Genomic DNA, 26,833 nt, shown 5'->3' with positions numbered 1-26,833 from the left:
GTTCCATGCGGAACCGCCCCGGCCCCGGTTTCCGCAAGCGGGTATACGGGGCGTGACGAACAGAGACCGGAACCCGACGCGCGCGACGCCCGAACGGGTCCCGCGACGGTTCACCGTACGGCCCCATCAAATGCGCGTTGACCAGGCATTCCTGCCGCTCTGAGGCAGCGCCGAATGGTCCGTTCACGCCGCCATGACCCCAGTGCACACGCTCATTCAACGGAGTCGACCCGTCTGTCAAGAAACCGACCCGGCCCGCCCTCGCGGGTCAGGCGGGCGGCGGGACGGTGATCGCGGCGAGCAGCAGGCCCCGGTCGACCAGCCAACGTCCGTCGAACCCGGTCAGCGGCGCGTCGCCGACCAGTGGTCCGGGCACCAGCAGGGTGGCGGTGAAGGTGCCGGTGGCCGGCGCGATGTCGATCTCCGCCTCGTGGAAGTCCAACCAGCGTCGGGCGAGCGGGAACCAGGACTTGTAGACCGCCTCCTTGGCGCAGAAGAGCAACCGGTCCCAGCAGACCGACGGGTCGACCGCCGCCAGTCGCGCCAGCCGGGCGATCTCGGACGGCAGCGCGATCGCGTCGAGCACGCCGGGCGGCAACGGTTGGTGGGGTTCGGCGTCGATGCCGATGGTCACCAGGTCGGTGGTCCGGGCGACGGCGGCGGCCCGGTAGCCCTCGCAGTGGGTGATGCTGCCGGCCACCCCGGCCGGCCAGCGCGGCTCCCGCTTCGGGCCGGGCAGCAGCGGCGCCGGGGGAAATCCCAGCCCGGCCAACGCCTCCCGCGCGCACCGGCGGGCGGTGACGAACTCCCGCCGCCGCTTGTCGACGGAGTTGACCAACAGCGCCTCCTCCTCCGGGAAGAGCAGGCCGGGAACGCTGTCGTCGAACGCCTCCACCGCAACGGCCGGTGGGGCCAGCAGCCGCTCGATCACTGGTTCACCTCCACCGGGGTCAGCAGTCGGACCGGCACCCGTGGCGGCTGCTCGCGGCGCCCCCATTCGCGCGGATAGCCGAGCGACACCTCCTCGAACCGCACACCGTCGTGCCAGGTGGTACGCGGGATGTGCAGGTGGCCGTAGACCGCGACCGCCGCCCGGAAGCGCAGGTGCCAGTCGGCGGTCCGGTCGGTGCCGCACCACTGCGCGAACTCGGGAAAATACAGCACGTCGGTCGGCTCCCGGACCAGCGGGTAGTGGTTGACCAGCACGGTGGGGATGGTCGGGTCGCAGGCGGCGAGGCGGCGCTCGGTCTGCTCCACCCTGGCCCAGCACCATTCCTCCCGGGTCGGGTACGGGTCCGGGTGCAGCAGGAACTCGTCGCTACAGACCACACCCACCTCGTACGCCCGCGCCAGCGACGCCTCCTTGGTGTGCAGGCCGGGCATCCGAAACGAGTAGTCGTAGAGCAGGAACAGCGGCGCCACGGTGACCGGGCCACCGGTGCCGTGCCAGACCGGGTACTCGTCCTCGGGCGTGACCACACCGATCTCCCGGCACATCCGTACCAGGTGCCGGTAGCGCTGCTCGCCACGCAGTTGCAGCGGGTCACTGGCGTGGGTCCACAGCTCGTGGTTGCCGGGTGCCCAGATCACCCGGGCGAACCGCTCGGCCAGCCCGGTCAGGACGGACTCGATGTCGGCGGCCATCTCGCCGATGTCACCGGCGACTATCAGCCAGTCGTCGTCGGACTCCGGCCGCAGCTCGTCGGCGATCCGGCGGTTCTCGGGATAGCTGACATGCAGGTCACTCACGGCAAACAGGTGACCCGTCACGAACACGCTCCACTCTTCACCGCACCAGCCTCGCATCCCGGTGTTGCAAACAGGATATCGACGTGAGTCGTGCCGGGCGGATGCGGCTCGGGGCCGCGCCGACCGGCCGGGCGCCGGATGTCAGGATGGGTGGGTGCAGGCAGGGGTGGGACACCGTGGTTGAGCCGGCCGGTCGGCGCCGCTGGTCACCACCCACCGGTTGCGCGTTGACCGTCTGTCGCGGCTGTTGCTGCGGTTCGGTCCGCAAGCACCCGGAAGTGGACCACGCCGGCCAGGTGGAGCGGCTCCGGGCCGAGGTCGGTGCCGAACATCGGGTACGCGTGACCGACGACTGTCTCGACGCGTGTGAACGGTCGAACGTGGTGGTCGTACATCCGTCACCGGCGGGGCGGGCGGCCGGTGCCCGTCCGGTCTGGTTCGGGTTCGTCCTGGACGACCCGGCGGTGGACGAGATCGCCGCCTGGGTACGTGCCGGTGGCCCCGGCGTCGTCCCGCTGCCCCCGGTGCTGGAGCTGTATTCGGTCCCCGCGCCCGGCCCGGCGACCCGTCGCTGAGAGACCCGCACCCGGTGCCGGCAGGGCGGAGGCCCTGCCGATCACCCGGTGACGGGGTTACTCGGAGCCGTCGTCCTCCAGGTCACCCTCGGTGCGCACGTACAGCTCGCGCAGGGCGTCGAGGGTGGCCTGCTCCGGGTGCTCCCAGAGCTGCCGGTCGGCCGCTTCGAGCAGCCGCTCGGTGATGCCGTGCAGCGCCCACGGGTTCGACTCGGTGAGGAACTTCTGGTTCTCCGGGTCGAGCGCGTACGTCTCGGCCAGTTTCTCGTACATCCAGTCGGCGACGACGCCGGCGGTGGCGTCGTACCCGAACAGGTAGTCGACGGTCGCGGCCAGCTCGAACGCGCCCTTGTAGCCGTGCCGGCGCATAGCGGCCAGCCAGCGGGGGTTGACCACCCGGGCGCGGAAGATCCGGGCGGTCTCCTCGCTCAACGTACGGGTGCGCACCGCGTCCGGCCGGGTGCTGTCCCCGATGTACGCCGCCGGTGCCTTCCCGGTGAGCGCCCGGACGGTGGCGATCATGCCGCCGTGGTACTGGAAGTAGTCGTCGGAGTCGGCGATGTCGTGCTCGCGGGTGTCGGTGTTCTTCACCGCCACCGCTATCCGCTTGTACGCCGTCTCCATGTCGCCGCGGGCGGGCACCCCGTCGACGCCCCGGCCGTAGGCGTAACCGCCCCAGACGGCGTACACCTCGGCGAGGTCGGCGTCGTCGCGCCAGTTCCGGCTGTCGATCAGCGGCAGCAGTCCGGCCCCGTACGCGCCGGGCTTGGAGCCGAAGATGCGCATGGTGGACCGGCGCTCGTCACCGTGCTCGGCCCGGTCGGCGAGGGCGTGTGCCCGTACGTAGTTCGACTCGTCCGGCTCGTCGAGTCCGGCGACCAGCCGTACGGCGTCGTCGAGCAGGGCCACCACGTGCGGGAACGCGTCCCGGAAGAAGCCGCTGATCCGCATCGTCACGTCGATCCGGGGTCGGCCGAGTTCGGCCAGGTCGACCGGTTCGAGTCCGGTGACCCGGCGGGACGCCTCGTCCCAGCGCGGCCGTACGCCGAGCAGCGCCAGCACCTCGGCGATGTCGTCACCGGCGGTACGCATGGCGCTGGTGCCCCACATCGACAGCCCGACCGAGCGCGGCCACTCGCCGGTGTCGGCCCGGTAGCGGGCCAGCAGCGAGTCGGCCATCGCCTGCCCGGTCTCCCAGGCGAGCCGGCTCGGCACCGCCTTCGGGTCGACGGAGTAGAAGTTGCGGCCGGTGGGTAGCACGTTGACCAGGCCGCGCAGCGGCGACCCGCTCGGGCCGGCGGCCACGTATCCGCCATCGAGCGCGTGCAGCACCGCGGTCATCTCGTCGGTGGTCCGGTCCAGCCGGGGCACGATCTCGTCGGCCGCGAACTCCAGCACCCGGACCACCGGCGCGTGGTCGGCCACCGAGTCGCCGAGCACCCGCTCGCACACCTGCGCCGCGACCCCGGTCGCCCAGTCCCGTTCCTCCATCGCCAGCACCAGCGCGCGGGCGGTCTCCTCGATCCGGTCCACCTCGACGCGGGCGGCGGTGCCGTCCTCGGTCAGCCCGAGCGCTTCGCGCAGGCCGGGCAGGGCGGCGACCTGACCGGCCCACATCTGCCGGGCCCGGAGCATGGCCAGCACCAGGTCGACCCGGTTCTGTCCGCTCGGCGCCACCCCGAGCACGTGCAGCCCGTCGCGGATCTGTACGTCCTTGACCTCGCAGAGCCAGCCGTCGACGTGCAGGATGAACTCGTCGAACTCGGCGTCGTGCGGGCGGTCGGACAGGCCGAGGTCGTGGTCGAGCTTGGCGGCCTGGATCAGGGTCCAGATCTGGGCCCGGATCGCCGGCAGCTTCGCCGGGTCGAGCGCGGCGATGTTCGAGTGTTCGTCCAGGAGCTGTTCCAGCCGGGCGATGTCGCCGTAGCTGTCGGCGCGGGCCATCGGCGGGATCAGGTGGTCGACCAGGGTGGCGTGCGCCCGCCGCTTGGCCTGGGTGCCCTCACCGGGGTCGTTGACCAGGAACGGGTAGATCAGCGGCAGGTCGCCGAGGGCGGCGTCGGAGCCGCAGGCGGCGGACATGCCGAGGGTCTTGCCGGGCAGCCACTCCAGGTTGCCGTGCTTGCCGACGTGCACCATCGCGTGCGCGCCGAACTCGTCGGCCAGCCACCGGTACGCGGCCAGGTAGTGGTGGCTCGGCGGCAGGTCCGGATCGTGGTAGATGGCGACCGGGTTCTCCCCGAAGCCGCGCGGCGGCTGGACCATGACGACGGTGTTGCCGGCCCGCAGCGCGGCGAGCACGATCTCACCCTCGGGGTCGCGGGAGGTGTCCACGAACAGCTCACCGGGCGGCGGTCCCCAGTGCCGTTCCATGCCCTCGCGCAGCTGCGCCGGGAGGGTGTCGTACCAGGTGCGGTAGCGGCTGGCCGGGATCCGGATCGGGTTGGCTTCGAGCTGTTGCTCGGTGAGCCAGTTGAGGTCCTGGCCACCGGCGGCGATCAGTGCGTGCACCAGGGCGTCGCCGTCACCGGCGGCCACTCCGGGGAACGCGTCCGGGCCGTCGGTCGGGCCGATGTCGTACCCCTGCTCGCGCATGGCGGTGAGCAGCCGGACGACGCTGGCCGGCGTGTCGAGGCCGACCGCGTTGCCGATCCGGGCGTGCTTGGTCGGGTACGCCGACAGCATCAGCACGATCCGACGCTCGGCCTTCGGGGTGTGCCGCAGCGAGCCGTGCCGGACCGCGATGCCGGCGACCCGCGCGGACCGCTCGGGGTCGGCGACGTAGACGGTCAGCCCGTCGGAGTCGATCTCCTTGAACGAGAACGGCACGGTGATGATCCGGCCGTCGAACTCGGGGATGGCGACCTGGGTGGCGGTGTCCAGCGGGGAGAGGCCGTCGTCGTTGTCGGCCCAGACGGCGCGGCTGCTGGTGAGGCAGAGCCCCTGGAGGATCGGCACGTCGAGGGCGGCGAGCGCGCCGACGTCCCAGGCTTCGTCGTCACCGCCGGCACCGGCCTCGGCGGGGCGGGTGCCACCGGCGGCGAGCACGGTCACGACCAGCGCGTCGGCCTCGCCGAGGGTCTCCAACAGGGCGGCTGCGGGGCTGCGCAGCGAGGCGCAGTAGATCGGCAGCGGTCGGCCACCGGTGTCCTCGATCGCGGCGCAGAGCGTCTCGACAAAGGCGGTGTTGCCGGCGACGTGATGGGCCCGGTAGTAGAGCACCCCGATCACCGGCCCGGCGGTGTTGCGCTCCTCGCGCTCCAGCCGGCCCCACTCCGGGGTCGGCACCGGCGGGGCGAAGCCGTAGCCGGTGAGCAGGACCGTGTCGGAGAGGAACCGGTGCAGCTCGGTGAGGTTCGCCGGTCCACCGTGCGCGAGGTAGGCGTGGGCTTCCGCGGCCACCCCGGCGGGCACGGTCGAGCGGCGCATCAGCTCCGCGTCCGGTGCCTGTTCACCACCGAGGAGTACGACCGGCAGCGCCCCGGCCAGCAGCGAGTCCAGCCCCTCCTCCCAGGCGCGGTAGCCGCCGAGGATGCGTACGACCACCAGGTCGACGCCGTCGAGCAGGGCGGGCAGGTCCTCGACCGAGGTGCGGGCCGGGTTCGCCAGCCGGAAGTCGGCGCCACTTGCCCTGCCGCTGAGCAGGTCGGTGTCCGAGGTGGAGAGGAGCAGGATCATCGGGCACCGCGCAGGGCGTGGCGTGACATGGTGGTTCCTCCCTCGGGGTCCGCGCCCCGGGTTCGTCGGTTGCGGCTCGGGGCGGGCCCGGACGGGTCCGCTCCACGCCGCGCGGTGACCCGGAGTCTCCTGGCTCCCGGATCGTCGCTCGCCCCGGTCTTCCCGCCCGTGTGGGCCGTGACCGTGTCGGGGTCCGCTCCCCGGTAACAGTGGCGGGACCGCGCCGGGATCTCACCGGCTTCCTCCACCTGTCGCCGCGTTCAGCGGTTCTCACTCTCACGACTCGGACCCCGGTTCGTCAAGCCGCTCCCGCCAGGGGTGCTGGTGTGCCGGTCGGCGTGCCGCCGGGGTGGGCCCACGCAGGCCGTAGTATCCGCCGGGTGTGGTCACCACGAGGGCGGTCGGCACCGGACGCCTGTCCGGGGACACTGCGCGTACATGTCGCCGCCGACGGGAACCTGGCTCGGGTGCGGGTGCCCGGTGGGCGGTTGCACACCGAACAGCTCGTCGCGCTGACCGCCGCCGCGCTCGATCTGGGTGACGGCGCCCTGGAGTTGACCTCGCGCGGCAACGTGCAGCTGCGTGGCCTGCGGGCGGGCACCGAGCGGGACCTGGCCGCCCGGTTGTACGCGGCCGGGCTGTTGCCGTCAGAGAGCCACGAACGCGTACGCAACGTGATCGCTTCCGTACTCAGTGGTCGGATCGGTGGGGGGCTGCTCGACGTCCGGGCGCTGGTCGATGAGCTGGACGAGGGGCTCTGCGCGGATCCGGTGCTGGCCGGGTTGCCGGGCCGGTTCCTGTTCACCGTCGACGACGGGCGGGGCGACGTGACCGGCTTCGGCGCGGACGTCGGGCTGCTCGCCGTACCGGGCGGGGCGGTGGCGGTGCTGCTGGCCGGCACCGACACGGGGGTACGCGTACCGCCGGCGGCCGCCGCGTCGACCGCCCTGCTCGCCGCCCGCGCCTTCCTCACCGAGTCCACCGCCCAGCACAGCACCGCCTGGCGGCTGGCAGAACTCGACAACGGCGTACGCACCATCACCGCCCGGTTGCACGCGGCGCTGGACCTGCCGATGGTCGCCCCCGTGCCCGCCGACATCCCCGAGACGCCGAACCGGGCGCCGGTCGGGTTGGTGGACCAGCTCGACGGGCGGGTCGCGCTCGCGGCGGTGGTGCCGCTCGGTCGACTCACCGACACCCAGCTCATCGCGTTGGCGGCGGCCGCCGGGGCGGGCGGCGACGAGATCAACATCACTCCGTGGCGCACCGTTGTCGTACCCGATCTGGACACCGGCGAGGCTGGGCGCCGGCTGGCGACACTGGCCGCCGCGGGTCTGGTGGCCGATGCCGCCGCCGGTTGGGTCGGCGTGACCGGCTGCGCCGGGTCGCCCGGCTGCGCGAAGGCGCTCGCGAACGTACGGACCGACGCGACGGTGGTGCACGCCGCCGCGCCGTCGGGGCCGACCGGACTGCCGGTGCACTGGGTCGGTTGCGAGCGGCGCTGCGGCCGGCCGACGGACCGGCATGTCGAGGTGCTGGCCACCATCGAGGGTTACCAGGTCAGCCTGGACGGTCGACCGCGCTCGCGGTCGGCGACGCTGGACGAGACCGCCGCCACGATCGCGGCGGCACGGAGGGGTACGTGATCGACTACGTCCGCGACGGTGCGGAGATCTACCGCCGGTCGTTCGCCACTATCCGCGCCGAGGCTGACCTGTCGGGCCTGCCCGACGACGTCGCGACGGTGGCCGTACGCATGATCCATGCCTGCGGCATGGTCGACCTGCCGGCGGACGTCGCCCACTCCCCCGGCGTGGTGTCGGCGGCGCGGGCGGCGCTGCGCGCCGGGGCGCCGATCCTCTGTGACGCCGAGATGGTCGCCGCCGGGGTCACCCGGACCCGGCTGCCCGCCGACAACGAGGTGATCTGCACCCTGCGCGATCCTCGGGTGCCGGCCCTGGCGGCGCAACTCGGCACCACCCGCAGCGCCGCCGCGCTGGACCTGTGGGGCGATCGGCTCGACGGCGCGGTGGTCGCCGTGGGCAACGCGCCGACCGCCCTGTTCCGCCTGCTGGAGATGGTCGAGGCGGGTGCCGGGCGGCCGGCGGCGGTGCTCGGCATCCCGGTCGGTTTCATCGGCGCGGCCGAGTCCAAGCAGGCGCTCGCCGCGCATCCGGGTGGGCTGGAGTACCTGGTCGTGCACGGGCGGCGCGGCGGCAGCGCGATGACCGCGGCGGCGATCAACGCCATCGCCAGCGAGAGAGAGTGACCAACGTGGACGGTGTGCCGGTGAACGAGACGGGCCCGGCCCTCGACGGCGACGCGCCCGGACCGGGCCGGAACACCGGCCGGCTGTACGGGGTGGGGCTCGGACCGGGTGACCCGGAGCTGGTGACGGTGAAGGCCGCCCGGCTGGTCGAGCGGGCCGACGTGGTCGCGTACCACAGCGCGCGGCACGGGCGCAGTGTGGCCCGGACGATCGCGGAACCGTACCTGCGGGACGGGCAGATCGAGGAGGCGCTGACCTACCCGGTCACCACGGAGAAGCCGGAGCACCCGGACGGCTACCGGGCCGAGATCGAGGAGTTCTACGCGGCGAGCGCGGCCCGGCTCGCCGCACACCTGGACGCCGGGCGGGACGTGGTGGTGCTCTGCGAGGGCGACCCGTTCTTCTACGGCTCGTACATGCACATGCACAAGCGGCTCGCCGGTCGCTACCCGACCGAGGTGGTGCCGGGCGTGACGTCGGTCAGCGCGGCTGCCGCCGTACTCGGGCGTCCGCTGGTCGAGCGGGACGAGATCCTGACCGTGCTGCCGGGGACCCTGCCGACGGAGATCCTGGCGGAGCGGCTGGCGGCCACCGACTCGGCGGCGATCATGAAGCTGGGCCGCACCTTCGGCAACGTCCGCGCGGCGCTCGCGCAGGCGGGCCGGCTGGACGAGACCTGGTACGTCGAACGCGCCACCACCGATCGGCAGCAGTCGGCCAGACTCGCCGAGGTGGATCCGGCGACGGTGCCGTACTTCTCGCTGGCGTTGCTGCCGAGCCGGGTGCACGAACGTACCCGCGCCGAGCTGGCGGGTGCGGTGACTCCCCCGGCCGTCCCCGAGCCGGTGGCTGTCCCCGAGTCGATCGGTGGTCCCGAGCCGGTCGCGGCGGGGATGGGTGAGGTCGTCGTGATCGGGCTCGGTCCGGCGGGACGCGAGTGGTGCACCCCGCAGGCGCAGGACGCGTTGGCCGTTGCCGACGACCTGGTCGGCTACGGGCCGTACCTGGACCGGGTGCCGGCCAACCCGCGCCAGCGCCGGCACGCCTCGGACAACCGGGTGGAGGCGGAACGGGCCGAGTTCGCCCTGGACCTGGCCCGACGCGGCCGGCGGGTGGCGGTGGTGTCGTCCGGCGACCCCGGTGTCTTCGCGATGGCCGCCGCCGTCCTGGAGGTGGCCTCCGAACCGAAGTGGACGGACATTCCGGTACGGGTGCTGCCGGGGCTGACCGCCGCCCACGCGGTGGCGAGCCGGGTCGGCGCCCCGCTCGGGCACGACTACTGCGTGCTGTCGCTGTCGGACCGGCTCAAGCCGTGGGAGATCATCGCGAAGCGGTTGACCGCCGCCGCCGAGGCCGACCTGGTGATCGCGATCTACAACCCGGGGTCGAAGAGTCGTACCTGGCAGGTGGCGGCGGCTAAGGAACTGCTGCTGGCGCACCGGTCACCGGAGACCCCGGTGGTGCTCGGGCGGGACGTCGGCGGAACGGGTGAACGCGTACGCGTGGTCCGGCTCGCCGACCTCGACCCGGCCGAGGTCGACATGCGTACGCTGCTGCTGGTCGGCTCGTCCGGCACTCGGGTGGTGGAGCGGGGTTTCGCCGGTCCGGTGGTCTTCACGCCCCGCCGCTACCCGGCCTGATCGCCGGCTCGCCGGTCGACCGACGGAGCCGGCGGGATCGGTGACCGCCCGCTTCGAGAGGTTTGGCGATCGGTGCCGAGCCCGACCGCTCCCGACTTCCGTAGTGGAGCGATCACGCCTGGCAATATGAGCGCATGGGCCCACTCCGGTTCGATGTCGTGGTGGCCGGATCCGGCCCGGCCGGCGCCACCGCCGCGATCGTGGCCGCCCGTCGCGGGTGGCGCGTCGCCCTGGTCGACCAGCGCACCTTTCCCCGGGACAAGCCCTGCGGTGACGGGCTGGGACCGGGCGTGGCCCAGTTGCTGCGCCGGCTCGATCTCGACCACATCCTGGCCGGCGAGACCCCGGCCGCGTCGCTGACCGTCTACGGCCCGGCCGGCGTGGAGCTGAACGCCGCGCTGACCGGCCTGGACGGGATGTCGACCGAGGGGTACGTGGTGCCGCGCGCCGACTTCGACCAGCGGCTACGGCTGGCGGCGCTGAACGCCGGGGCGGTGGACCTGAGCGGGCACAAGGTGACGGCGACCGGCCTGGCCGACGACCGCCGCTGGGTGTCGGTCCGGCGGGCCGGCACCGAGCACCGGTTGGAGGCGGGACTGGTGATCGGTGCGGACGGCGCGTACTCGGTGCTGCGTCGGCAGCTCGGTGCCGGGCGGCCGAGCGGCCGGAGCACCGCCATCGCGATGCGCGCCTACGCCGACAGCGACGCCTTCGACCCCGACGGGCCGCTCGGCCAGCGCATGATTTTCGAGTGGTCGAAGGAGATGCTGCCCGCGTACGGCTGGGTCTTTCCCAACGGGAAGGGCACGGTGAACGTCGGCGTGGGCATCATGGTCTCCGAACTGCGTCGCCGGTCACTGGACCTGCGCCGGGTCCTCGACCGGTTCGCCGACTCGTGCCGGCAGCGCGGCATCGAACTCGGTGACCTGTACGCCCACCGGGCCCACCACCTGCCACTGGCGCGACCGATACCCCGGCTGGCGCACGAGCGGGCGGCGCTGATCGGTGACGCCGGATCGATGATCAATCCGCTCAGCGGGGAGGGCATCGTCTACGGCATGAACGCCGCGTACGAGTTGGTCACCCGGCTGCCCGCGAACCTGTCCGGGGCGGTCGAGCAGGCGCGGGCGTTGGCCGAGTTCGAAACCTGGTTCCGGCGCACCTACCGCGCACACCTGATCTCCAGCCGGGTCGCACACGGCCTGATGTCCATACCGTGGTGGGCCCGGCACATGATCCGCGCCGCGAACAACGACCCGGTGGTCTTCCGCGACGCGGTGGACCTGCTGTTCGGGCTCGGCCGCATCCGCGCGGAAACCACCTGGCGCATTCTCCGACACGGCTGGTAACCCCGTGACGGCCGTCGAGACCTGGGTGTCGCCGTACACCTCGGTGCCCCGGCGGGTCCCCCGGGCCGGGCCGGCGCGACACCGCCAGCGTCTCGCCTGCGCCGCGATCTTCGCGCTCGGACCGACCGCGCTGTTCTGGTGGTGGTTCGCCACCGCCGTGGTCGACCGGATGGGGTCGCAGCCGTCGACCATGCGCTGGGCCATCCCGACCGCCGCGCTCTGGGTGAGCCTCAGTCCGCTGCTGATGCAGCAGGCCGAGTTCAGGTTGGAGAACCTGCTGCGCGAGTTCAGCCGGCACGGCGGCCGCGCCGGCTGGGACCTCGGCGCGATCCAGCGCTGCGTCGACTCCTGGGACCGCGCCTTCTACCTGCTGGTACTGCCGGTCGGACTCGCCCCGCTGGTCGCCCTGGCGCTGTCGTTCGAGCCGCTCGACGCGGTCATCCCGGTCCACCACGGCTGGCACCGGGCCGCCGGTCTGGTGGTCATCGGTGCGGTCGGGCTGTGCAGCGCCGCCGGCATCTGGGGCATCAGCAAGGCGATCGCCCTGGTGTACGCGGCGACGAAGGGCGCGCGACTGCACTGGACCCCGTTCCGTACCGAGCGGGCGTGGGGCATCCGTCAGCTCTACACCTTCGCCTGGGTCGAGGGGTTGATGTTCAGTTGCGGTGCCCTCTTCGTACCGGCCATGCTCGGCGTACAGCCGCAGCTCACCCCGGCCAGCCGGGCCATCGTCTGGGTGTTCGTGGTGCTGCTGTTCGGCGGTGGGCTGACCGTGTTCAGCATCCCGGTCTGGTTGCTGTACCGACTGTCCAGGGAGAGCCAGGAGCGGGCGCTGGACACCTTCGCGCCGGCGATCGAGGACGCGGTCCGGGTGGTGACCGCTCCCGGCAATAGCGCGCATCCGCTGATCGAACGGGAGTGGAGCAGACTGGACGTGGCGCTGCGGCTGCGCCAGGTCATCGTGACTACGGAGCCCGCGCCGTTCTCCTTCGGCTACATCGGACGGGCCGCCACCACGCTACTGCTGCCGATCGCGCTGACCGTGGTGCAGGTCGTCACCTCCAGGTAGTTTCCCCTTCTGGACCGTGTTGCCAGGTCGGTAACCTGGGCCGATGACCGACGAGGCAACGTACCGGCGGCGGGCGGCGCGGGTGCTGCTGCTCGACGGTGCCGATCGGGTCCTGCTCCTGCAATACCTGAGCGACCCCGACAACCCCGGTCTCGGCTACTCGTGGAGCGTGCCCGGTGGCGGCGTCGACGAGGGCGAGTCGCTGGCGCAGGCGGCGGCCCGCGAACTCCGGGAGGAGGTCGGGCTCGCCGTCCACCCGGACCAGCTCGGCGATCCGGTCGCCTACACCAGCGGGTACGCCGACCTCGGCTGGGCCGCCGGCAACTTCCGCGACGACTTCTTCCGCCTGCGGGTCGACTCGCACGAGGTCGACGTGAGCGGAATGGCCGGGTATGAGCTGACGGTCCACGTGGGGCACCGGTGGTGGCCCGTACCCGAACTTGCCTCCACCCGCGACACGGTCCACCCAACCGGACTCGCCGCCCTACTGACCAACCTGCTCACCGAACCCCGCCCGCCCCACCCCCACCAACTCCCCTGGCACCACTGACCCAGCCCCGCATCGTCGGCTGTGGCGGATTACTACCCCGATAGGGGTAGTGGACGACCACAGCTCGACTGAATCCGCCCGGCTACGGCTACGCGACTCGGAGCCTGGCTGTCCAGTAGGTCAGGTCGGAGTGGTGTTCGACCAGGATGACCGGCTCGCCGCACGCCTCCTCGATCATGGCGGCGACCTCGTCCAGGTCGCCCGGATTGTGGTCCCAGTCCGCGTCGCGGTACATCCGCAGGCCCACGTCGGTACGGTCGTAGCCGATCACCTCGGCCGCCTCCGGCGGCACCAGCACCACCGTGTAGCGACCGGCCTCGACCTCCGCCTCGCTCGGCGCGGGCTGCTCGGGCCGCCCGCGCCGGAACCGCTCCAACACCGAAGGGATCGGCCCCGGCGAGTCGGCCGGGTCGTACGGCTGCGACCAGGTAGGGACGTATGGGCTCGGTTTGACGTCGGTCATCTTGTACGCCTCCCAGCAGTGTTCCGGGTTCGGACGAATATTCAGCAACGTTGCCCCTGACTCTTGTGCCCAAGCGCGGGACTGTCAATACTCAACGTGACACCAACAGTCGATCAACGTGACATCGAATGTCCCGGAGGAGCAGATGTCGAAGGCGAGCCAGCCCACAGTGGTCGGACGTGGCCTGGGCGGTGAGTTACGCGAGCTGCGCGAGACGCGCAAGCTCAGCCTGCGTCGGGTCGCCGCCCGGCTGGACTGGGCGCCGTCCAAGCTGTCCCGGATGGAGACCGGCATCCAGGGCATCCCGGCGGCGGACGTGGCCTCGCTGCTGGTCATCTACGGCGTCACCGGCGACGAACGCAAGCGCCTGCTCGGCATGGCCGAACGGTCCGCCGAAACGGGTTGGTGGGAGGTGATCGGCGGCCTGTCCGACGAGTCCCGCACCCTGATCCGGCTGGAGGCCGAGGCGACCAGCGTCGTCAACTGGGAGCCGCTACTCATCCCCGGGCTGCTCCAGACCGCCGACTACACCCAGGCGTTGATGCGCGACGGCGGGGTCGAGGACGAGGATGCCCAGTCGCGGGTGGCCGCCCGGCTGGGTCGGCAGGCGATCCTCACCCGCCCCACCCCGCCGGACCTGCTGGCCATCGTGGACGAAATGGTGCTGCGCCGGGTGCTCGGCAACCGACGCCTGATGGCCCGGCAGCTCCGCCACCTGGTCGAGCTGGCCGACCGGCCGAACATCACCCTGCGGGTGGTGCCGTTCGAGGTCGGCGGACACTCCGGTCTCGACGGCGCGTTCGCGCTCTTCGACTTCCCGCGCAACAGATCCGTGGTCTATCTCGACCACAAGCTCTCCGGCCTGTTCCTGGAGGAGGCGCCGCAGGTGGCGTTCTTCCGACGGGAGTCGGACCGGCTCGGCAAGGTAGCCTTGAGCCCCGCCGAGTCGGTCGACTTTGTTGCGCGGGTCGCAACGGAGCACGAACGAGAGTGAGCCCCGGGATGATCGTCACCGACCTGTCCGCAGCCACCTGGCGCAAGTCCAGCCGCAGCGGCACCAACGCGAACTGTGTCGAGATCGCCGAACTGCCACAGGCGGTCGCCGTACGCGACTCCAAGGATCCGGCCGGGCCGGTGCTCGCCTTCGACCGCGCCGCGTGGGGCACCTTCGTCAGGGAACTTCCGGGACGTCGCCTCGCCTGACGCGGTCTCAGCTTTCCTGCTGCTCCTGGGCAGGAGTGGGACGGTAGCCGGCGACGTGGGCATGGCGCTCTACCTAGTACGGCAGCCCCGCATCGTTATGTAGATCCTGGTCGATTCGTAAGCTGCCCTCGACTCCGATAGTGACTGGTCCGGGCGCGGGCTTGGTGTCGGCGGCGCCAGTGGGACCAGGCCAGGCAGTGGCTGACAGGGTGGATGGTGTTGGCGATCAGTTTCGCGAACAGCGTGCGGATTCGTTGAACGTCAAGGGAATCAGCGTCTGGTCGGTGTGTTGCTGGCATTCCTTGGCGGCGATGACGGTGAGGACGGCGTGAGCGAGCATGACCAGGGTGGTGTGCCGGTACCAGGAGTCCCAGCGGCGGACCTGGGGTTCGTCCAGTCCGATGGTCTTGCTGGTCTGGAAGCAGGTCTCCACGTTTCCAGCGGGTTCCGCCCACCCGGACCAGGGCTCGCAGGGGGACCGGATGCGGTGACCAGCATAGGTAGAACGCCAGCTCACCGTCGCTGATGCGGCGGCGGATGAGCAGGCTGCGCGCCACGGCGAGGACGTAACCGGCCCCTTGGGCTTGCAAGTCGCGGCGGAGGTGCCGGTCCCCGCCATAGAACTCGTCTGCCGTGCACCACTGAGTGGGTACCCCGGCGTCGAAGGTGCGGGCGAGCATCCGCCGGGCCAGGGCGACTTTGGTGGCGAAGCGGACATGCGCCGGGACGCCGGCCGCGGCGCACCGCTGTGCGTCGTCGGTCCACGCCTTGGGCAGGTAGACCTCCCGGTCAATGAGCGTGGACCCGCTCGGCGCGGCGTAGGCCAGGTACACCGCCACTTGCGCGTTTTCGATTCGACCGGCGGTGCCGGTGTACTGTCTCTGGGTTCCAATGGTGTGGGTCCCCTTTCTGAGATCACCGGTGTCGTCGAGGATCAACACTGCGCCTGGGCGTCTACGCTGACACTTGCGGCCGCCGCCAGATATTCGGTTGTCTCCACAAGTTACTCATCATCGGGGGCGGTTGCCTGCACACCTGCCCGGCACGCTGACCACCCTGGAGGCGCGGGCCTTGTCCAGTTCGACGAGCCATGGTCGCCCGCGCCGATGCTAGATTCGCAGGCTATGGCCGAGACTGCTGACATCGATCACATCCCCGCTGCTGCGGCGCTGCAAGAGGATGGCTTTGTCGTGCTGCCCGCGCTGCTGTCCGATGAGCAGCTGACCGCGGCTGTTCGGCACGCAGACAGCCTTTTACACAGCGTGGGCTGGAGCGACAACGACTTCGACGGACGACGGACCCGGCGCGTCTACTCCTTGCTGAGCCGCCTCGGCGGCTTCGAACCATTGCTGATCCACCCCCAGGTGCGTCGCCTCGTCACGGCGCGTCTGGGCGAGGTTCATCAGTTCGGGATGCTGTTCCTCTCCGCGGTCGACCCGGGCCAGGGATCCCAGCCGCTGCACTTCGACGCGGGCGTCTACCCACTTCCCCGCGAGGTCGAGGCAGAGACCAACGTCATCTGGGCTGTTGACGACTTCACCGTGGACAACGGCGCAACCGTGATCGCTCCCGGCAGTCACCGCTGGCCAGCCGGTCGGCGCCCACAGCAACACGAGCTGGTCCCGGTGGTGATGCCTGCCGGAAGCGCCGTGGTCTACAGCGGCCGGCTCTGGCACGCCGCCGGCGAAAATCGCACCCAGACGACGCGCCGCGCGCTTATCTGCGAGCACGTCCTGCCGTGGCTGCGACCGGCGGACAACCACATCCTCGCCACCGGCGTTGAACAGCTCCTGAGCCTCACACCAGAACTTCGCCGCCTTGCCGGTGTGGCACCCGCCAGCAAGTACCTAGGCGTGGTCGCAGGTCAAGACCCCGAGCAATGGCTACTGCAATCGAACCGATCTAGCTAGCCCAACAGCCCGCGGAACCATCGATCCAAGCCTACATAATGATCCTGGACGGCCGTACTAGGCCAACAGTTCGAAGCGGCGGCGTCGGCCGACAGCGAACTCTCACTCTCGACCGACGCCGCCCCACCAGACCGATGAACCCCTCTCACCCAGCAGAGCGTGTCTGCCGTACCGAGAGTCTCGGCAATGCCGAGGCGGGTCCATGTGCAATCACATCAGGCAACGCCGGCGGACCGCCCGGCCCCGACTCCTGCTATCCCCGTTGGATCACGCTGTCGAACTCAGCCAGCGCTCGCCTTCAGCTCGAACATCCGACGCTGTCCTTGGATTGACGATCAGGCGCCCGACGTAGTCCCGGACAAGTTGGATACGGCTCGGATGGCGCACCGCAAGCGAGCCGATGCTGCGTTGCCAGGTGGTCCCACCGACAATCACCTCGCCATCCAGGGACATCATGACGAATCCCGGCCACCCGCTTCCTGCACCAAGGATCCCGGAAGCGGCGCCAGCCCCCATGATGTCCCAATCATCCTGCAACTGGACCCGAACCCAACGAAGAATCGGCGCCGCGTCCTGCCCGGCGAAGTCGACGCCGAGCAGGAACTCCCGGCTCTGCGAGAACAAGCCGTACTCGCTCGCCAACCGAAACCACCCGGCGTTCGCCTTTTCTACGAGGTGAGGATCGCCCAGCTCGACCACCTCGTCGCGCCGCCCATGCTCAGGGCCGCAACTGGTGACCAGAGAGGCAGCAGTAACCGGCAATTCATCACCCGAGCCAGGAACATCGAGCAGCTTCAACCCGGCTCCAGCCAACAGCGCCGAGAGCTTGTCCCTGCTCGACATACAGGCCGCGACGACCGATCGGGTACGCCCCCGGATCACCGCCGCCCGTACGTCGGGAGGGCCGTCGCCCATCGAATCCACCCTGTTGACCATTCCGCCTCCGTTACCATGCCGATCCGGACGAGTTCCGGAAAGCTGTCTGCCTCGTGAGCAGAGATCGGTGCGGTGGGCCGGGATCGGCCCACCGCACCAACTCGCGGGAACTACGGCTCCACGGTCTCCACGGACTGGTCCGCGAAGAGTTCCCTGGCTCCCGCATCGGTCAGTGCGCCCTGGTAGAAGCGCAGGTCGTCGATCCCGCCGGCCCACTGGTCGATGAGTTCGTCCTGCCAGAACGCGCGTCCCACGACCACCCGCTTCGTCGCGGAGAACGGCACGTACGAGAGCGCGTGTGACGCGGCCCGCTGACCGTTGACGTAGATCCGCAGCTCCGACCTGTTCCGGTCGTAGGTACCGATCACGTGGGTCCAGACACCGCCCGAACCGGGCACGTGCGCGCCGACACACTCCAGTGGGCCGGTGGCGCCGTCCACGGCCTTGGTGCAGAGGTACCAGGATTCGATGGACGGCACGTAGGTCATCCAGAGGCTGGACTGGTGCTCACCGGCCTGCGCCACCACCGTACGGATCACGGTTCCGTCCTCGGGAAGTACGTCGTCCGGTCGTGCCCAGACGGACACGGCGTACGAGTCGTCCGTACGCAGGACCGGTGTGTCCTGCCAGACCGGGCTCTCCTCGGTGGCGGTGTTCTTCTGCGAAAGCCCGTACTCGGTGGTGGTCAGGCCGTGGTAGGGGTCGCCCGGATCCTCGGCGAAGTGCACGTTGTCGAGCAGTAGACCGTCGTCGCGGTGCCCGTAGCCGATGAAGCTGCCCTGGGTCAGGGCCAGCCGCCGGCCAAACTGCCCCGCTTCCGGAGACTGGCAGAACAGGGGGTCGCTGCCCGCCTCGTAGCAGGACCGCGCCCCGGAAAAGTCCCAGTCACCGACCTGGACCGGGTTGAGGAAGCCCGGTTCGTGGACGCCACCGGAGAGCGGGGCCTCGGCTTGCTGGCCGACGAAGTCCTCCTCGACCAGCACCCGGTCGAAGACCTGCACGTCGGAGAGCGCACCGTCGAGGACCGCATTCTGGAACCCGATGTGACCGAGCCGCATGCCCCCGGTGGCGTTCCAGGGAGTGCTCGCCAGCGGAACCCGGGTCACCTGGACACCGTTGATGAACAGGGCGACGCTGCGGTCGGCCTGGTCGTAGGAGAAGGCGAGATGCTGCCACCGGTTCAGGTGGGCGGCGGTGATCGGATCCGACCAGGCCGCCGTGAAGGTACGGGTCGTCACGCAGTCGCCGTTCGGGATGGTCACGTTCCACCGGGGAACGCCGGCCAACTTCTGGTATCCGAAGAAGAAGCCGAAGTAGCAGTTACCGTCCTGTCCGGCGATCGTGGAGGCTTCCGGCGCGAGGCCGGACAATCTCACCCAGGCCGCGACACTGTACGACTTCGTCGTGTCCACCACCGGTCCGGCCGTGGTGACGGATGAATTGATGGTGTTGAACGTCGCGGTCTTCGCCCCGACCATCCGGATGTCGTCCGTCCAGCCGATCCCGCTGCTACTCAGCGGCGTGTTCGCCGTCAACGGGCCCGCGCCGTCGGTGTCACCCGACGCCGCCTGGACGTCCTGGAGAGCCTGCGCCTGGGTCACCCCGGGATAGCTGTCCAACCGCCACCGGGCCACCGGTGGCGCCGGGCGGCTGACTTCGACCGGCCACGATCCATGGCCCTGGTTCAGGGTGGTGTCGATCGCGGAGACGTACAGGATGTTCGAGCCGTACTTCGGCGGGGCCAGGGTCACCGTCGCCGACCTGGTGGTCGTACCGGTCGCCGCGATCTCGGTCGTCGCGGCCGACCAGCCGTACCGGAATTTCGTCACGGTCGGTTTGGTCGAGCTGATGGTGAACGTGCGCGGCAGTCCGGGTCCGGGCGGAGGCGTCGTCGTCGGCGCCTCCGTCACCGTCACGTCCGGTGCCAGGGTGTCCGCCGCGAACTCGCACCAACCCGACCAGCCGCTGGTCCGCGAGTACGGCGCCGGGTCGGTTCCGCGGGACCGGAACGCGTACGCCTTGCCCGGCTCCACCCCGGCGAGCGCGCCCGTGGTGGCCCGCCCGTTCGCCGGCACGGACATGCCCGGTGGCGCGGCCTTGCGCGGCGTCGAGTCGTTGTAGACGCCCGACCCGGGGATCTCCAGCCACTCGAACTGGGTGGTCAACGCCTGGCCGGTGTCCGCGTCCGGGAACACCGCCGACACCGTCGGGCTCAACGTCCCGATCATCGTCCGGCCGGAGCCGCACGCCACCCCCGACACCTGCGGGTTGACCGGCGGCTGCGGGTACGAGTCGTAGTCGACGATCAGCTTCGCGTCGTTCGGGAAGAACTTCTTCCACCGGTCCTGGACCGATTCGTTCGCCCCGCCGGTGTCGCCGCAGGCGCAGAACCCCACCGTCACGTTCGTCCAGTTGTTGGTGGCGTGGTTCTGCACCAGGTTGAGGACGTTGCCGCCGCCGAAGTTCACGATCATGTCTGGTTGCGGCGAGTCGGAACACCCCGCCCCCTCGTTCGCGTGCGAGTTCGCCTGCTGGAGCCAGGCGTTCAGCTTCGGCGCCCACCCGGTCCGGGGCGTCGAGGCGATCCCGTTGGTGTGGTAGAGGTGGGTGATCGTGTCGTTGCACGACCAGGAGTGGTCGAGCTTCATCTGCACGTACGCCGAGGCGATGTACTTGCCCTGCAAGGCGCTCAGCGGAAAGTCGAAGTAGGAGCGGTAGACCACGCCGCCCTCGGGGTTCTTGCCGACCCGGGCGACCGAGGTGTCGGTGTTGTTCGAGTTGTTGTTGGTCGCGTACGCCCACCGGGACCTGGCCGTCGACCACGCCGGGTCGACGTAGATCGGGAACTTCGCCGTGTCGCTGTCCAGCAGGGACGCGTCCGGGTGCAGCAGGAGGTCGCCGTCACCGGTCACCTCCGGCCGTACCGCCGCCGTCAACGCGGCGTCGCCCGGTCCGGCCGCCGACGACTCCTGGCTCGACGGGGCGGCGTCCGGCCCGGCCGCGCCGGCCCGTGACGCGGTGGCGCCCGACCGGTCGACCGACCCGGACGAGTCCCACATCGCCGCCGGTTCCGCCGACGCGAGCACCGCCCCGTCCGCCTCGGCACGCAGTTCGCCGCCGGGCAGGGACACCAGGCGGGCGTCACCGGCGGTGTCGAGCCGGATCCGCCGCACCGCCGGGTTCGCCGCCGCCTGCGCGGTCTTCACCACCAGCACGTGGGTGAATCCGGTACGGGTCGCCCGCGCCACCAGGTCGACCCCCGGCAGAACCTCCGGGTACGTCGCCGACTCCCCGGCGACCACCGGCGCGGGCAGCGTGCCCGGCCAGGACATCGAGAACGTCTTGCCACCCCGGACCAGGGTCACGAACGGTCCCGATCCGCCGCCGGAAAACCGGACGTCCGCGATCGACACAGCCGGCCGCAGCTGGTTGTCGCCGCCACGGCGCAGGCCCAGGTCGATGTCCACCCACGAGCCGTTCGACTGGCGGGCCCGCTGCGGTACCACGGCGGATTCGAGTTGGAAGCCACCTTCGGGCTTGGCGAACACCCGGGTCAACTCCGAGGTCGCCGACCCCACTTCGACCCGCTGGCCGGACGACTTCGCCGCGACGGCGGCGGCCGTGGGATCCGGCGCCACCGACGGGCGTGCGGGTGCGGGTGCCGGTGGAGCCGGTGCCGCCTGCACCGGCACACCGAACGAGGACACCGCGACCACGGCGAGCGTCGTCGACACCAACCAGCCGGGCGTACGTCTCCGGCGCCTTTTTTCCCTCTGCACGGACGAATTCCTCACTGCCACCTCAAATCATCATGATCAACTTTTGGTCGGAAGGGCACCGTCGCGGTGAGACTCGGATCGGCCGGACACACGGGTGACCCGGAACAGCCGGAAGGGCCGGATCGACGGGTCGAGTACCGGTGGCGGACTACACCTGCGTGGACCGTGCGGCGAAAGGCTCCCCGAACGCGGCGGATGCCAGCGAGGTCGACAACCGTCGAGGCCGACCCGAAGCGGTCCGACCGACAGGCATGAAGAAGCGCGCTTTTGTCACCATGACCCCCGTGATCACCGGACAGTGCGCCGGAACACTAGGTCAACCTACGCCTGGATGTAAAGGGAAGATCACAAACGGTGAAGACAAACCCACCGAAGCGGCTTCAACGACACGGTCGCGCCACCGTGCGTCACTCGTACGGCAAGCGGGCGACAACACCGCCGGCCGCGATTACCCTCCGGTACCAGTGGGCGCTGTCCTTCAGCGTGCGGGCCTGGGTGGCGTAGTCGACGTGGACCAACCCGAACCGCTTGGTGTAGCCGTACCCCCACTCGAAGTTGTCCAGCAGGGACCAGACGAAGTAGCCCCGTAGGTCCACCCCGGCCGCGATCGCCTCGTGCGCGGCGGCGAGGTGGGCGTACAGGTAGTCGATCCGCTCCGGGTCGGGCACCCGCCCGTCCGGTGTGACCCGGTCGGCGTACGCGGCGCCGTTCTCGGTCACGTACATCGGGATGTCGCCGTAGTCGCGGCGAATCCGCAGCAGCAGTTCGCGCAGGCCGGTGGGGTCGATCGACCAACCCATGTCGGTCACCGGACCGGGCGTCGGGTGGAAAACGATGTCCTGCGCGGTCGGATAGGGCGTGCGGGGATCGGTTGCTCCCGCCTCGGCCGCGCCGACCAGGTCGGGTTGGTAGTAGTTGACGCCGAGCGCGTCGATCGGGGTGCTGATCACGGCGAGATCGCCGGGACGGACGAAGGCCCAGTCGGTGATGCCGGCGGTGTCCGCCTGGACGTCGGCCGGGTAGGCGCCGCGCAGCAGCGGGTCGAAGAAGATCCGATTGAGCAGTCCGTCGATGCGCCGGGCCGCGTCGAGGTCGGCGGCGGTGTTCGACACCGGCCGCACCGTGCCGGCGTTGAGGGCGATGCCGACCTGGCCGGTGATCGCGGCGGCGCGCAGCGCTCCGGTGGCGAGACCGTGCGCGAGCAGCAGGTGGTGGGCGGCGGTCAACGCCTCGCGGTGGCTGGTCCGGCCGGGGGCGTGGCCGCCCGAGCCGTAGCCGAGGAAGGCCGAGCACCACGGTTCGTTGAGGGTGTTCCACAGTCGTACCCGGTCGCCGAGCCGGCCGGCGACGGCGGCGGCGTAGTCGGCGAAGCGGAAGGCGGTGTCGCGGTTGGTCCAGCCGCCGGCCTGCTCCAGTTCCTGCGGCAGGTCCCAGTGGTAGAGCGTGGCGACCGGGCTGATCCCGGCGGCGAGCAGCGCGTCGACCAGACGGTCGTAGAAGTCGAGTCCGGCGGCGTTGACCCCGACGCCGCCGGCTCGGCGGACCCTGGGCCAGGAGACCGAGAACCGGTACGCGGCCAGGCCGAGTTCGGCCATCAGCGCGACGTCCTCGCGGTAGCGGTGGAAGTGGTCGGTCGCGTTCTCGCCGGTGCTGCCGTCGTCGATCCGGCCCGGCGTCGCGGCGAACACGTCCCAGATCGACGGGGTACGACCGGCCTCGGTGACCGCGCCCTCGATCTGGTACGCGGCGGTCGCGGCTCCCCACCAGAAGTCGGCCGGGAACGGTAGTGCGGCCCGGCGACCGCCGGCGAGCGTCTCCGTTAGCCCGAGGGTGCTCATCCGATCTCCCAGCTTCTGCGACGAGGACCACGAAGAGCACGGTGGAGAGCGCTCTCCCATAGCCCCGTCAGGGTCCCGTGCGTCGGGCAACCGTGTCAAGGCGTGGCGGGGTCGCGGATCGCCCCCGGAGCGGCGAGCCGGCGAACCCGGCCCGGATCCGACCGAGAACGAGCACCATCCATCGATGACTCTCTTGACATGCCGGAAAAGCCGGCGTAACACTTCGACCATACGGAGAGCGCTCTCCAATCGACACCGGCCCATCCCCCGCCGATCCCACCCGCCGCGACCCCTGGTCGTCGAGAGGCAGGAGTCCACCGTGTACCCGGTTCCCCCACCCCCATCAGCCGGCCGGACCGTCCCAGCCCCACGCTGGCAGCTCCTGCTACCGGTCGCCCTGCTCGCGCTGGTCACCGCCTACCTGGTCGTGGCGCCGCCACCGGCCAGCGCCGCCGATGTGCTGCTGTCCCAGGGCCGTCCGGTGGTGTCGTCGTCGGACCAGGCCGCCGACACCCCCGCCTCGGCGGCGGTCGACGGCGACCCCGGCACCCGCTGGTCGAGCCAGTGGTCCGACCCACAGTGGATCCGGGTCGACCTGGGCAGCACCGCCACCATCAACCAGGTGGTCCTGCGGTGGGAGGGCGCCCACGCCCGCGCGTTCCAACTCCAGACCTCGGCCGACACGATCACCTGGACCACCGTCTACTCCACCACCACCGGCACCGGCGGCACCCAGACCATCCCGGTCACCGGCACCGGCCGCCACCTGCGCCTGTACGGCACCGCCCGGTCCAGCACCTACGGCTACTCGCTCTACGAACTCCAGGTGTACGGCACCACCGGCGCCACCCCCACTCCCAACCCGACCGGCGGCTGCGGCACCGGCAACGCCGCCCTCGGCCGTCCCGCCACCGCCTCGTCCGCCCAGGCCGTGGACACACCCGCCGCTGCGGCCGTGGACGGCAACCCCGCCACCCGCTGGTCCTCGGAGTGGTCGGACCCGCAGTGGCTGCGCGTCGACCTCGGCACCGTGCAACCGATCTGTCAGGTCACCCTGATCTGGGAGGGCGCGTACGCCAGCGCGTACCAGATTCAGACCTCGACTGACGGGACCACCTGGACCGCCGTGTACACCACGACCACCGGCACCGGCGGCACCCAGACCATCCCGCTCACCGCCACCGGCCGCTACCTGCGGATGTACGGCACCGTTCGGGCCAGCGGCTACGGCTACTCGCTGTACGAACTACAGCTGCGCACCGGGACCGACACCCCCACCCCGACGCCCACCACACCCGGACCGACCGACCCGGTCCCCGGCGACTGGACCACGCTCTGGACCGACGACTTCACCGGGCCGGCGAACACCGGCCCGTCGGCGGCCAACTGGTTGCTCCGGACCGGGACGCAGTATCCCGGCGGGGCGCCGAACTGGGGCACCGGCTCGGTCGAGACGGCGAGCGCGTCGACCGCCAACGTCTCTCTCGACGGCGCCGGGCGGCTCAACCTGCGGGCGATCCGGGACGGGGCCGGCAACTGGACCTCGGGTCGGATCGAGACCCAGCGCGCCGACTTCACCCCCCGCCCCGGTGAGCTGCTGAAGTTCAGCGCGGTGCTCAAGCAGCCGGACGGGGCGAACGCGCTCGGTTACTGGCCGGGTTTCCGGGCCACCGGGTCGGCGTACCGGGGCAACTTCAACAACTGGCCGGGCGTCGGCGAGACCGACATCATGACCGACGTCAACGGTCGCAGCCAGCTCTCCCAGACCCTGCACTGCGGCACCGCACCGGAGGGCGTGTGCAACGAGTACAACGGTCGGACCAGCGGGCTGGCGAGCTGCACCGGCTGCCAGACCGGCTACCACGAGTACGCCCAGGTGATCGACCGGACGAAGACCGACGAGGAGATCCGGTTCTACCTCGACGGCCGGCAGACCTGGGTGGTCCGGCAGAGCCAGGTCGGTGTGACCGCCTGGCAGGCGGCCGTGCAACACGCCTTCTATCTGCGGTTCGACCTCGCCATCGGCGGCTCGCTGCCGAACGCGGTCGCCGGCCAGAGCACCCCGACCCCGCAGACCGTCTCCGGCGGCACGCTGAGCGTCGACTCGGTGACCGTCGCCCGCGCCACCGGCACCGTCCCGCCCGCGATGACCGACCCGGCCACCCCGGCCGGGCCGAGCGTGGTCCGGGTCACCGGCAGCCAGGGCAACTGGCAACTACAGGTCAACGGCGCAGCGTACGAGGTGAAGGGGCTCACCTACGGTCCGCCGCAGGCGGCGGCCGACGGGTACATGCGCGACCTGAAGAACGCGGGCGTGAACACCATCCGCACCTGGGGCGTGGACGACGCGCAGACCCCGACGCTGCTCAACCGGGCCGCGCAGCAGGGCATCAAGGTGGTCGTCGGGCACTGGCTCAACCAGGGCGCGGACTACGTCAACGACACCGCGTACAAGACCGCCGCCAAGAACGAGATCGTGGCCCGGGTCAACGCGCTCAAGGGCTACCAGGGCGTGCTGATGTGGGACGTGGGCAACGAGGTGATCCTGACCATGCAGGATCACGGGTTGCCGGCCGCCGAGGTCGAGGCGCGGCGGGTGGCGTACGCGCGGTTCGTCAACGAGGTCGCGGTGGCGATCCACGCCGCCGACCCGAACCACCCGGTCACCTCCACCGACGCGTGGACCGGGGCCTGGCCCTACTACCGGACGTACGCGCCGGCGCTGGACCTGCTGGCGGTCAACGCGTACGGCGCGATCGGCACGGTGAAGACCGACTGGATCGCCGGTGGTTACACGAAGCCGTACCTGGTCACCGAGGCCGGACCGGCCGGTGAGTGGGAGGTCGACCCGGACCCGAACGGCGTCGCCAAGGAGCCGTCCGACCTGGAGAAACGGGCCGGCTACACGGCGAGCTGGAACGCGATCAAGGCGCATCCGGGGGTGGCGCTCGGCGCGACCGAGTTCCACTACGGGTTGGAGAACGACTTCGGCGGGGTCTGGCTGAACGTCACCACCGGCGGCTGGCGCCGGCTCGGCTACCACGCGCTGCGGCAGGCGTACACCGGGCAGGCGTCGGCGAACACACCGCCGGAGATCACCGCCATGACGGTCGGCTCGCCGACCTCGGTGCCGGCCGGCGGGCAGTTCACCGTCGAGGTGGCCGCGACCGATCCGCAGCAGGACCTGATCCGCTACAACCTGATGGTCAACAGCAAGCACATCAACGCCAACCGCGGGTTCGACCACGTCAGCTTCACCGAGACCGGCAACGGGCGATTCACCGTACGGGCGCCGGAACAGCTCGGCGTCTGGCTGGTCTACGTGTACGCGTTCGACGGTCACGGCAACGTCGGCATCGAGCAGCGCTCGTTCCGGGTGGTGCCGCCGACCGTACCCGGCACCAACGTGGCGCTGGGCAAGCCGGCGACGGCGTCGTCGTACCAGCCGACCGGGCCGACCGGGCCACAACTGCCGTCGTACGCGGTGGACGGCAACTTCGGCACCCGCTGGGCGAGTGAGTGGGTCGGAGCGGCCTCGATCCAGGTCGACCTCGGTACGGTCACCACCTTCAACCACGTACAACTGGCGTGGGAGGCGGCGTACGCGAGGTCGTACCAGATCCAGACCTCGACCGACGGTGCCACCTGGACCACTGTCTACTCGACCACCAGCGGCAACGGTGGCTTCGACAGTCTCGCCATCTCCGGCACCGGCAGATACGTACGGATGAACGGCACCGAACGGGCCACCGGGTACGGGTATTCGCTGTGGGAGTTCGGCGTCTACCGCTGACCGCTCCCGGGGCACGGGAGGGGATGGCGGGT

Annotated in this window: 18 protein-coding genes, 1 pseudogene and 1 riboswitch; of the genes and pseudogenes, 11 read left to right on the top strand and 8 right to left on the bottom strand. The window is 70.8% G+C overall.

Translation table 11 applies throughout. From position 1 onward, the window contains the following. Nucleotides 1-268: 268 nt before the first annotated feature. Both OG792_RS13635 and OG792_RS13630 read right to left on the bottom strand, forming a co-directional pair. A complete protein-coding gene (locus tag OG792_RS13635) occupies nucleotides 269-931 on the bottom strand; it encodes a 4'-phosphopantetheinyl transferase family protein (RefSeq protein ID WP_329109871.1) in 663 nt (220 codons plus the stop codon). Further along, nucleotides 928-1,806 carry a metallophosphoesterase family protein gene (locus OG792_RS13630; protein ID WP_442932410.1) on the bottom strand — a complete coding sequence of 293 codons (879 nt, stop codon included), beginning with the start codon at nucleotides 1,804-1,806 and terminating at the stop codon, nucleotides 928-930. Before OG792_RS13630 ends, OG792_RS13635 begins: the two co-directional genes overlap by 4 nt. Nucleotides 1,807-1,976: 170 nt before the next feature. Here OG792_RS13630 and OG792_RS13625 point away from each other — a divergent pair, with 170 nt between their 5' ends. Then, nucleotides 1,977-2,324: a hypothetical protein gene (locus OG792_RS13625; protein WP_329111252.1), complete on the top strand. Its 348-nt coding sequence runs from the start codon at nucleotides 1,977-1,979 to the stop codon at nucleotides 2,322-2,324. A 57-nt stretch (nucleotides 2,325-2,381) separates the two neighbouring features. Here OG792_RS13625 and cobN read toward each other — a convergent pair whose 3' ends face one another. After that, a complete protein-coding gene (gene cobN / locus OG792_RS13620; protein ID WP_329109869.1) occupies nucleotides 2,382-6,002 on the bottom strand; it encodes a cobaltochelatase subunit CobN in 3,621 nt (1,206 codons plus the stop codon). Between the two features lie 123 nt (nucleotides 6,003-6,125). Continuing rightward, a riboswitch (cobalamin riboswitch) is annotated at nucleotides 6,126-6,246 on the bottom strand. Nucleotides 6,247-6,382: 136 nt separating this feature from the next. Between cobN and cobG the strand changes: the two genes are divergently transcribed. The 6 genes from cobG (at nucleotide 6,383) to OG792_RS13590 (ending at nucleotide 12,879) form a co-directional block, all read left to right on the top strand. Further along, nucleotides 6,383-7,648: a precorrin-3B synthase gene (gene cobG, locus OG792_RS13615; RefSeq protein ID WP_329109868.1), complete on the top strand. Its 1,266-nt coding sequence runs from the start codon at nucleotides 6,383-6,385 to the stop codon at nucleotides 7,646-7,648. Next, nucleotides 7,648-8,271 (top strand): precorrin-8X methylmutase, encoded by a 624-nt coding sequence (locus OG792_RS13610; RefSeq protein ID WP_329111251.1) that lies wholly within the window; start codon nucleotides 7,648-7,650, stop codon nucleotides 8,269-8,271. The genes cobG and OG792_RS13610 overlap by 1 nt, the downstream gene beginning before the upstream one ends. A gap of 83 nt (nucleotides 8,272-8,354) precedes the next feature. Continuing rightward, the gene (locus OG792_RS13605; protein WP_329111249.1) at nucleotides 8,355-9,911 is read left to right on the top strand and encodes a precorrin-2 C(20)-methyltransferase; all 1,557 of its coding nucleotides are present in this window, start codon (nucleotides 8,355-8,357) and stop codon (nucleotides 9,909-9,911) included. Between the two features lie 134 nt (nucleotides 9,912-10,045). Next, nucleotides 10,046-11,260 (top strand): NAD(P)/FAD-dependent oxidoreductase, encoded by a 1,215-nt coding sequence (locus OG792_RS13600; protein ID WP_329109867.1) that lies wholly within the window; start codon nucleotides 10,046-10,048, stop codon nucleotides 11,258-11,260. A gap of 4 nt (nucleotides 11,261-11,264) precedes the next feature. Continuing rightward, on the top strand, nucleotides 11,265-12,329 hold the full coding sequence (locus OG792_RS13595; RefSeq protein WP_329109866.1) for a hypothetical protein: 1,065 nt from the start codon (nucleotides 11,265-11,267) through the stop codon (nucleotides 12,327-12,329). Between the two features lie 43 nt (nucleotides 12,330-12,372). Beyond that, the gene (locus tag OG792_RS13590; RefSeq protein WP_329109865.1) at nucleotides 12,373-12,879 is read left to right on the top strand and encodes an NUDIX hydrolase; all 507 of its coding nucleotides are present in this window, start codon (nucleotides 12,373-12,375) and stop codon (nucleotides 12,877-12,879) included. 88 nt (nucleotides 12,880-12,967) lie between these two features. On the opposite strand, the gene OG792_RS13585 is transcribed toward OG792_RS13590, so the two are convergent. Further along, a complete protein-coding gene (locus OG792_RS13585; protein ID WP_329109863.1) occupies nucleotides 12,968-13,342 on the bottom strand; it encodes a hypothetical protein in 375 nt (124 codons plus the stop codon). A gap of 118 nt (nucleotides 13,343-13,460) precedes the next feature. Here OG792_RS13585 and OG792_RS13580 point away from each other — a divergent pair, with 118 nt between their 5' ends. Beyond that, on the top strand, nucleotides 13,461-14,336 hold the full coding sequence (locus OG792_RS13580) for a helix-turn-helix domain-containing protein (RefSeq protein WP_329109861.1): 876 nt from the start codon (nucleotides 13,461-13,463) through the stop codon (nucleotides 14,334-14,336). Between the two features lie 8 nt (nucleotides 14,337-14,344). Continuing rightward, nucleotides 14,345-14,545 carry a DUF397 domain-containing protein gene (locus OG792_RS13575; protein ID WP_329111248.1) on the top strand — a complete coding sequence of 67 codons (201 nt, stop codon included), beginning with the start codon at nucleotides 14,345-14,347 and terminating at the stop codon, nucleotides 14,543-14,545. 95 nt (nucleotides 14,546-14,640) lie between these two features. Here the strand turns inward: OG792_RS13575 and OG792_RS34685 are convergent. Then, nucleotides 14,641-15,495, bottom strand: a pseudogene (locus OG792_RS34685) (IS701 family transposase); the annotation flags it as partial. 174 nt (nucleotides 15,496-15,669) lie between these two features. On the opposite strand from OG792_RS34685, the gene OG792_RS13565 reads away from it, so the two are divergent. After that, a complete protein-coding gene (locus OG792_RS13565; protein WP_329109858.1) occupies nucleotides 15,670-16,455 on the top strand; it encodes a phytanoyl-CoA dioxygenase family protein in 786 nt (261 codons plus the stop codon). A gap of 267 nt (nucleotides 16,456-16,722) precedes the next feature. Here the strand turns inward: OG792_RS13565 and OG792_RS13560 are convergent, their stop codons facing one another. From OG792_RS13560 to OG792_RS13550, 3 genes are all read right to left on the bottom strand, one after another. Next, on the bottom strand, nucleotides 16,723-17,391 hold the full coding sequence (locus OG792_RS13560) for a hypothetical protein (RefSeq protein ID WP_329109857.1): 669 nt from the start codon (nucleotides 17,389-17,391) through the stop codon (nucleotides 16,723-16,725). Between the two features lie 110 nt (nucleotides 17,392-17,501). Then, on the bottom strand, nucleotides 17,502-21,170 hold the full coding sequence (locus tag OG792_RS13555; protein ID WP_329109855.1) for a LamG domain-containing protein: 3,669 nt from the start codon (nucleotides 21,168-21,170) through the stop codon (nucleotides 17,502-17,504). A gap of 407 nt (nucleotides 21,171-21,577) precedes the next feature. Then, a complete protein-coding gene (locus OG792_RS13550; protein WP_329109854.1) occupies nucleotides 21,578-23,008 on the bottom strand; it encodes a GH1 family beta-glucosidase in 1,431 nt (476 codons plus the stop codon). A 319-nt stretch (nucleotides 23,009-23,327) separates the two neighbouring features. On the opposite strand from OG792_RS13550, the gene OG792_RS13545 reads away from it, so the two are divergent. Continuing rightward, nucleotides 23,328-26,801, top strand: coding sequence for a discoidin domain-containing protein (locus OG792_RS13545; RefSeq protein ID WP_329109853.1), 3,474 nt, complete (start codon nucleotides 23,328-23,330; stop codon nucleotides 26,799-26,801). Nucleotides 26,802-26,833 lie beyond the last annotated feature (32 nt).

The sequence above is a fragment of the Micromonospora sp. NBC_01699 genome (assembly GCF_036250065.1).
Classification (GTDB): Bacteria; Actinomycetota; Actinomycetes; order Mycobacteriales; family Micromonosporaceae; genus Micromonospora_G.
Note: the sequence above shows the minus strand (reverse complement) of the source record. Positions and strands in the feature narration are given on the sequence as shown.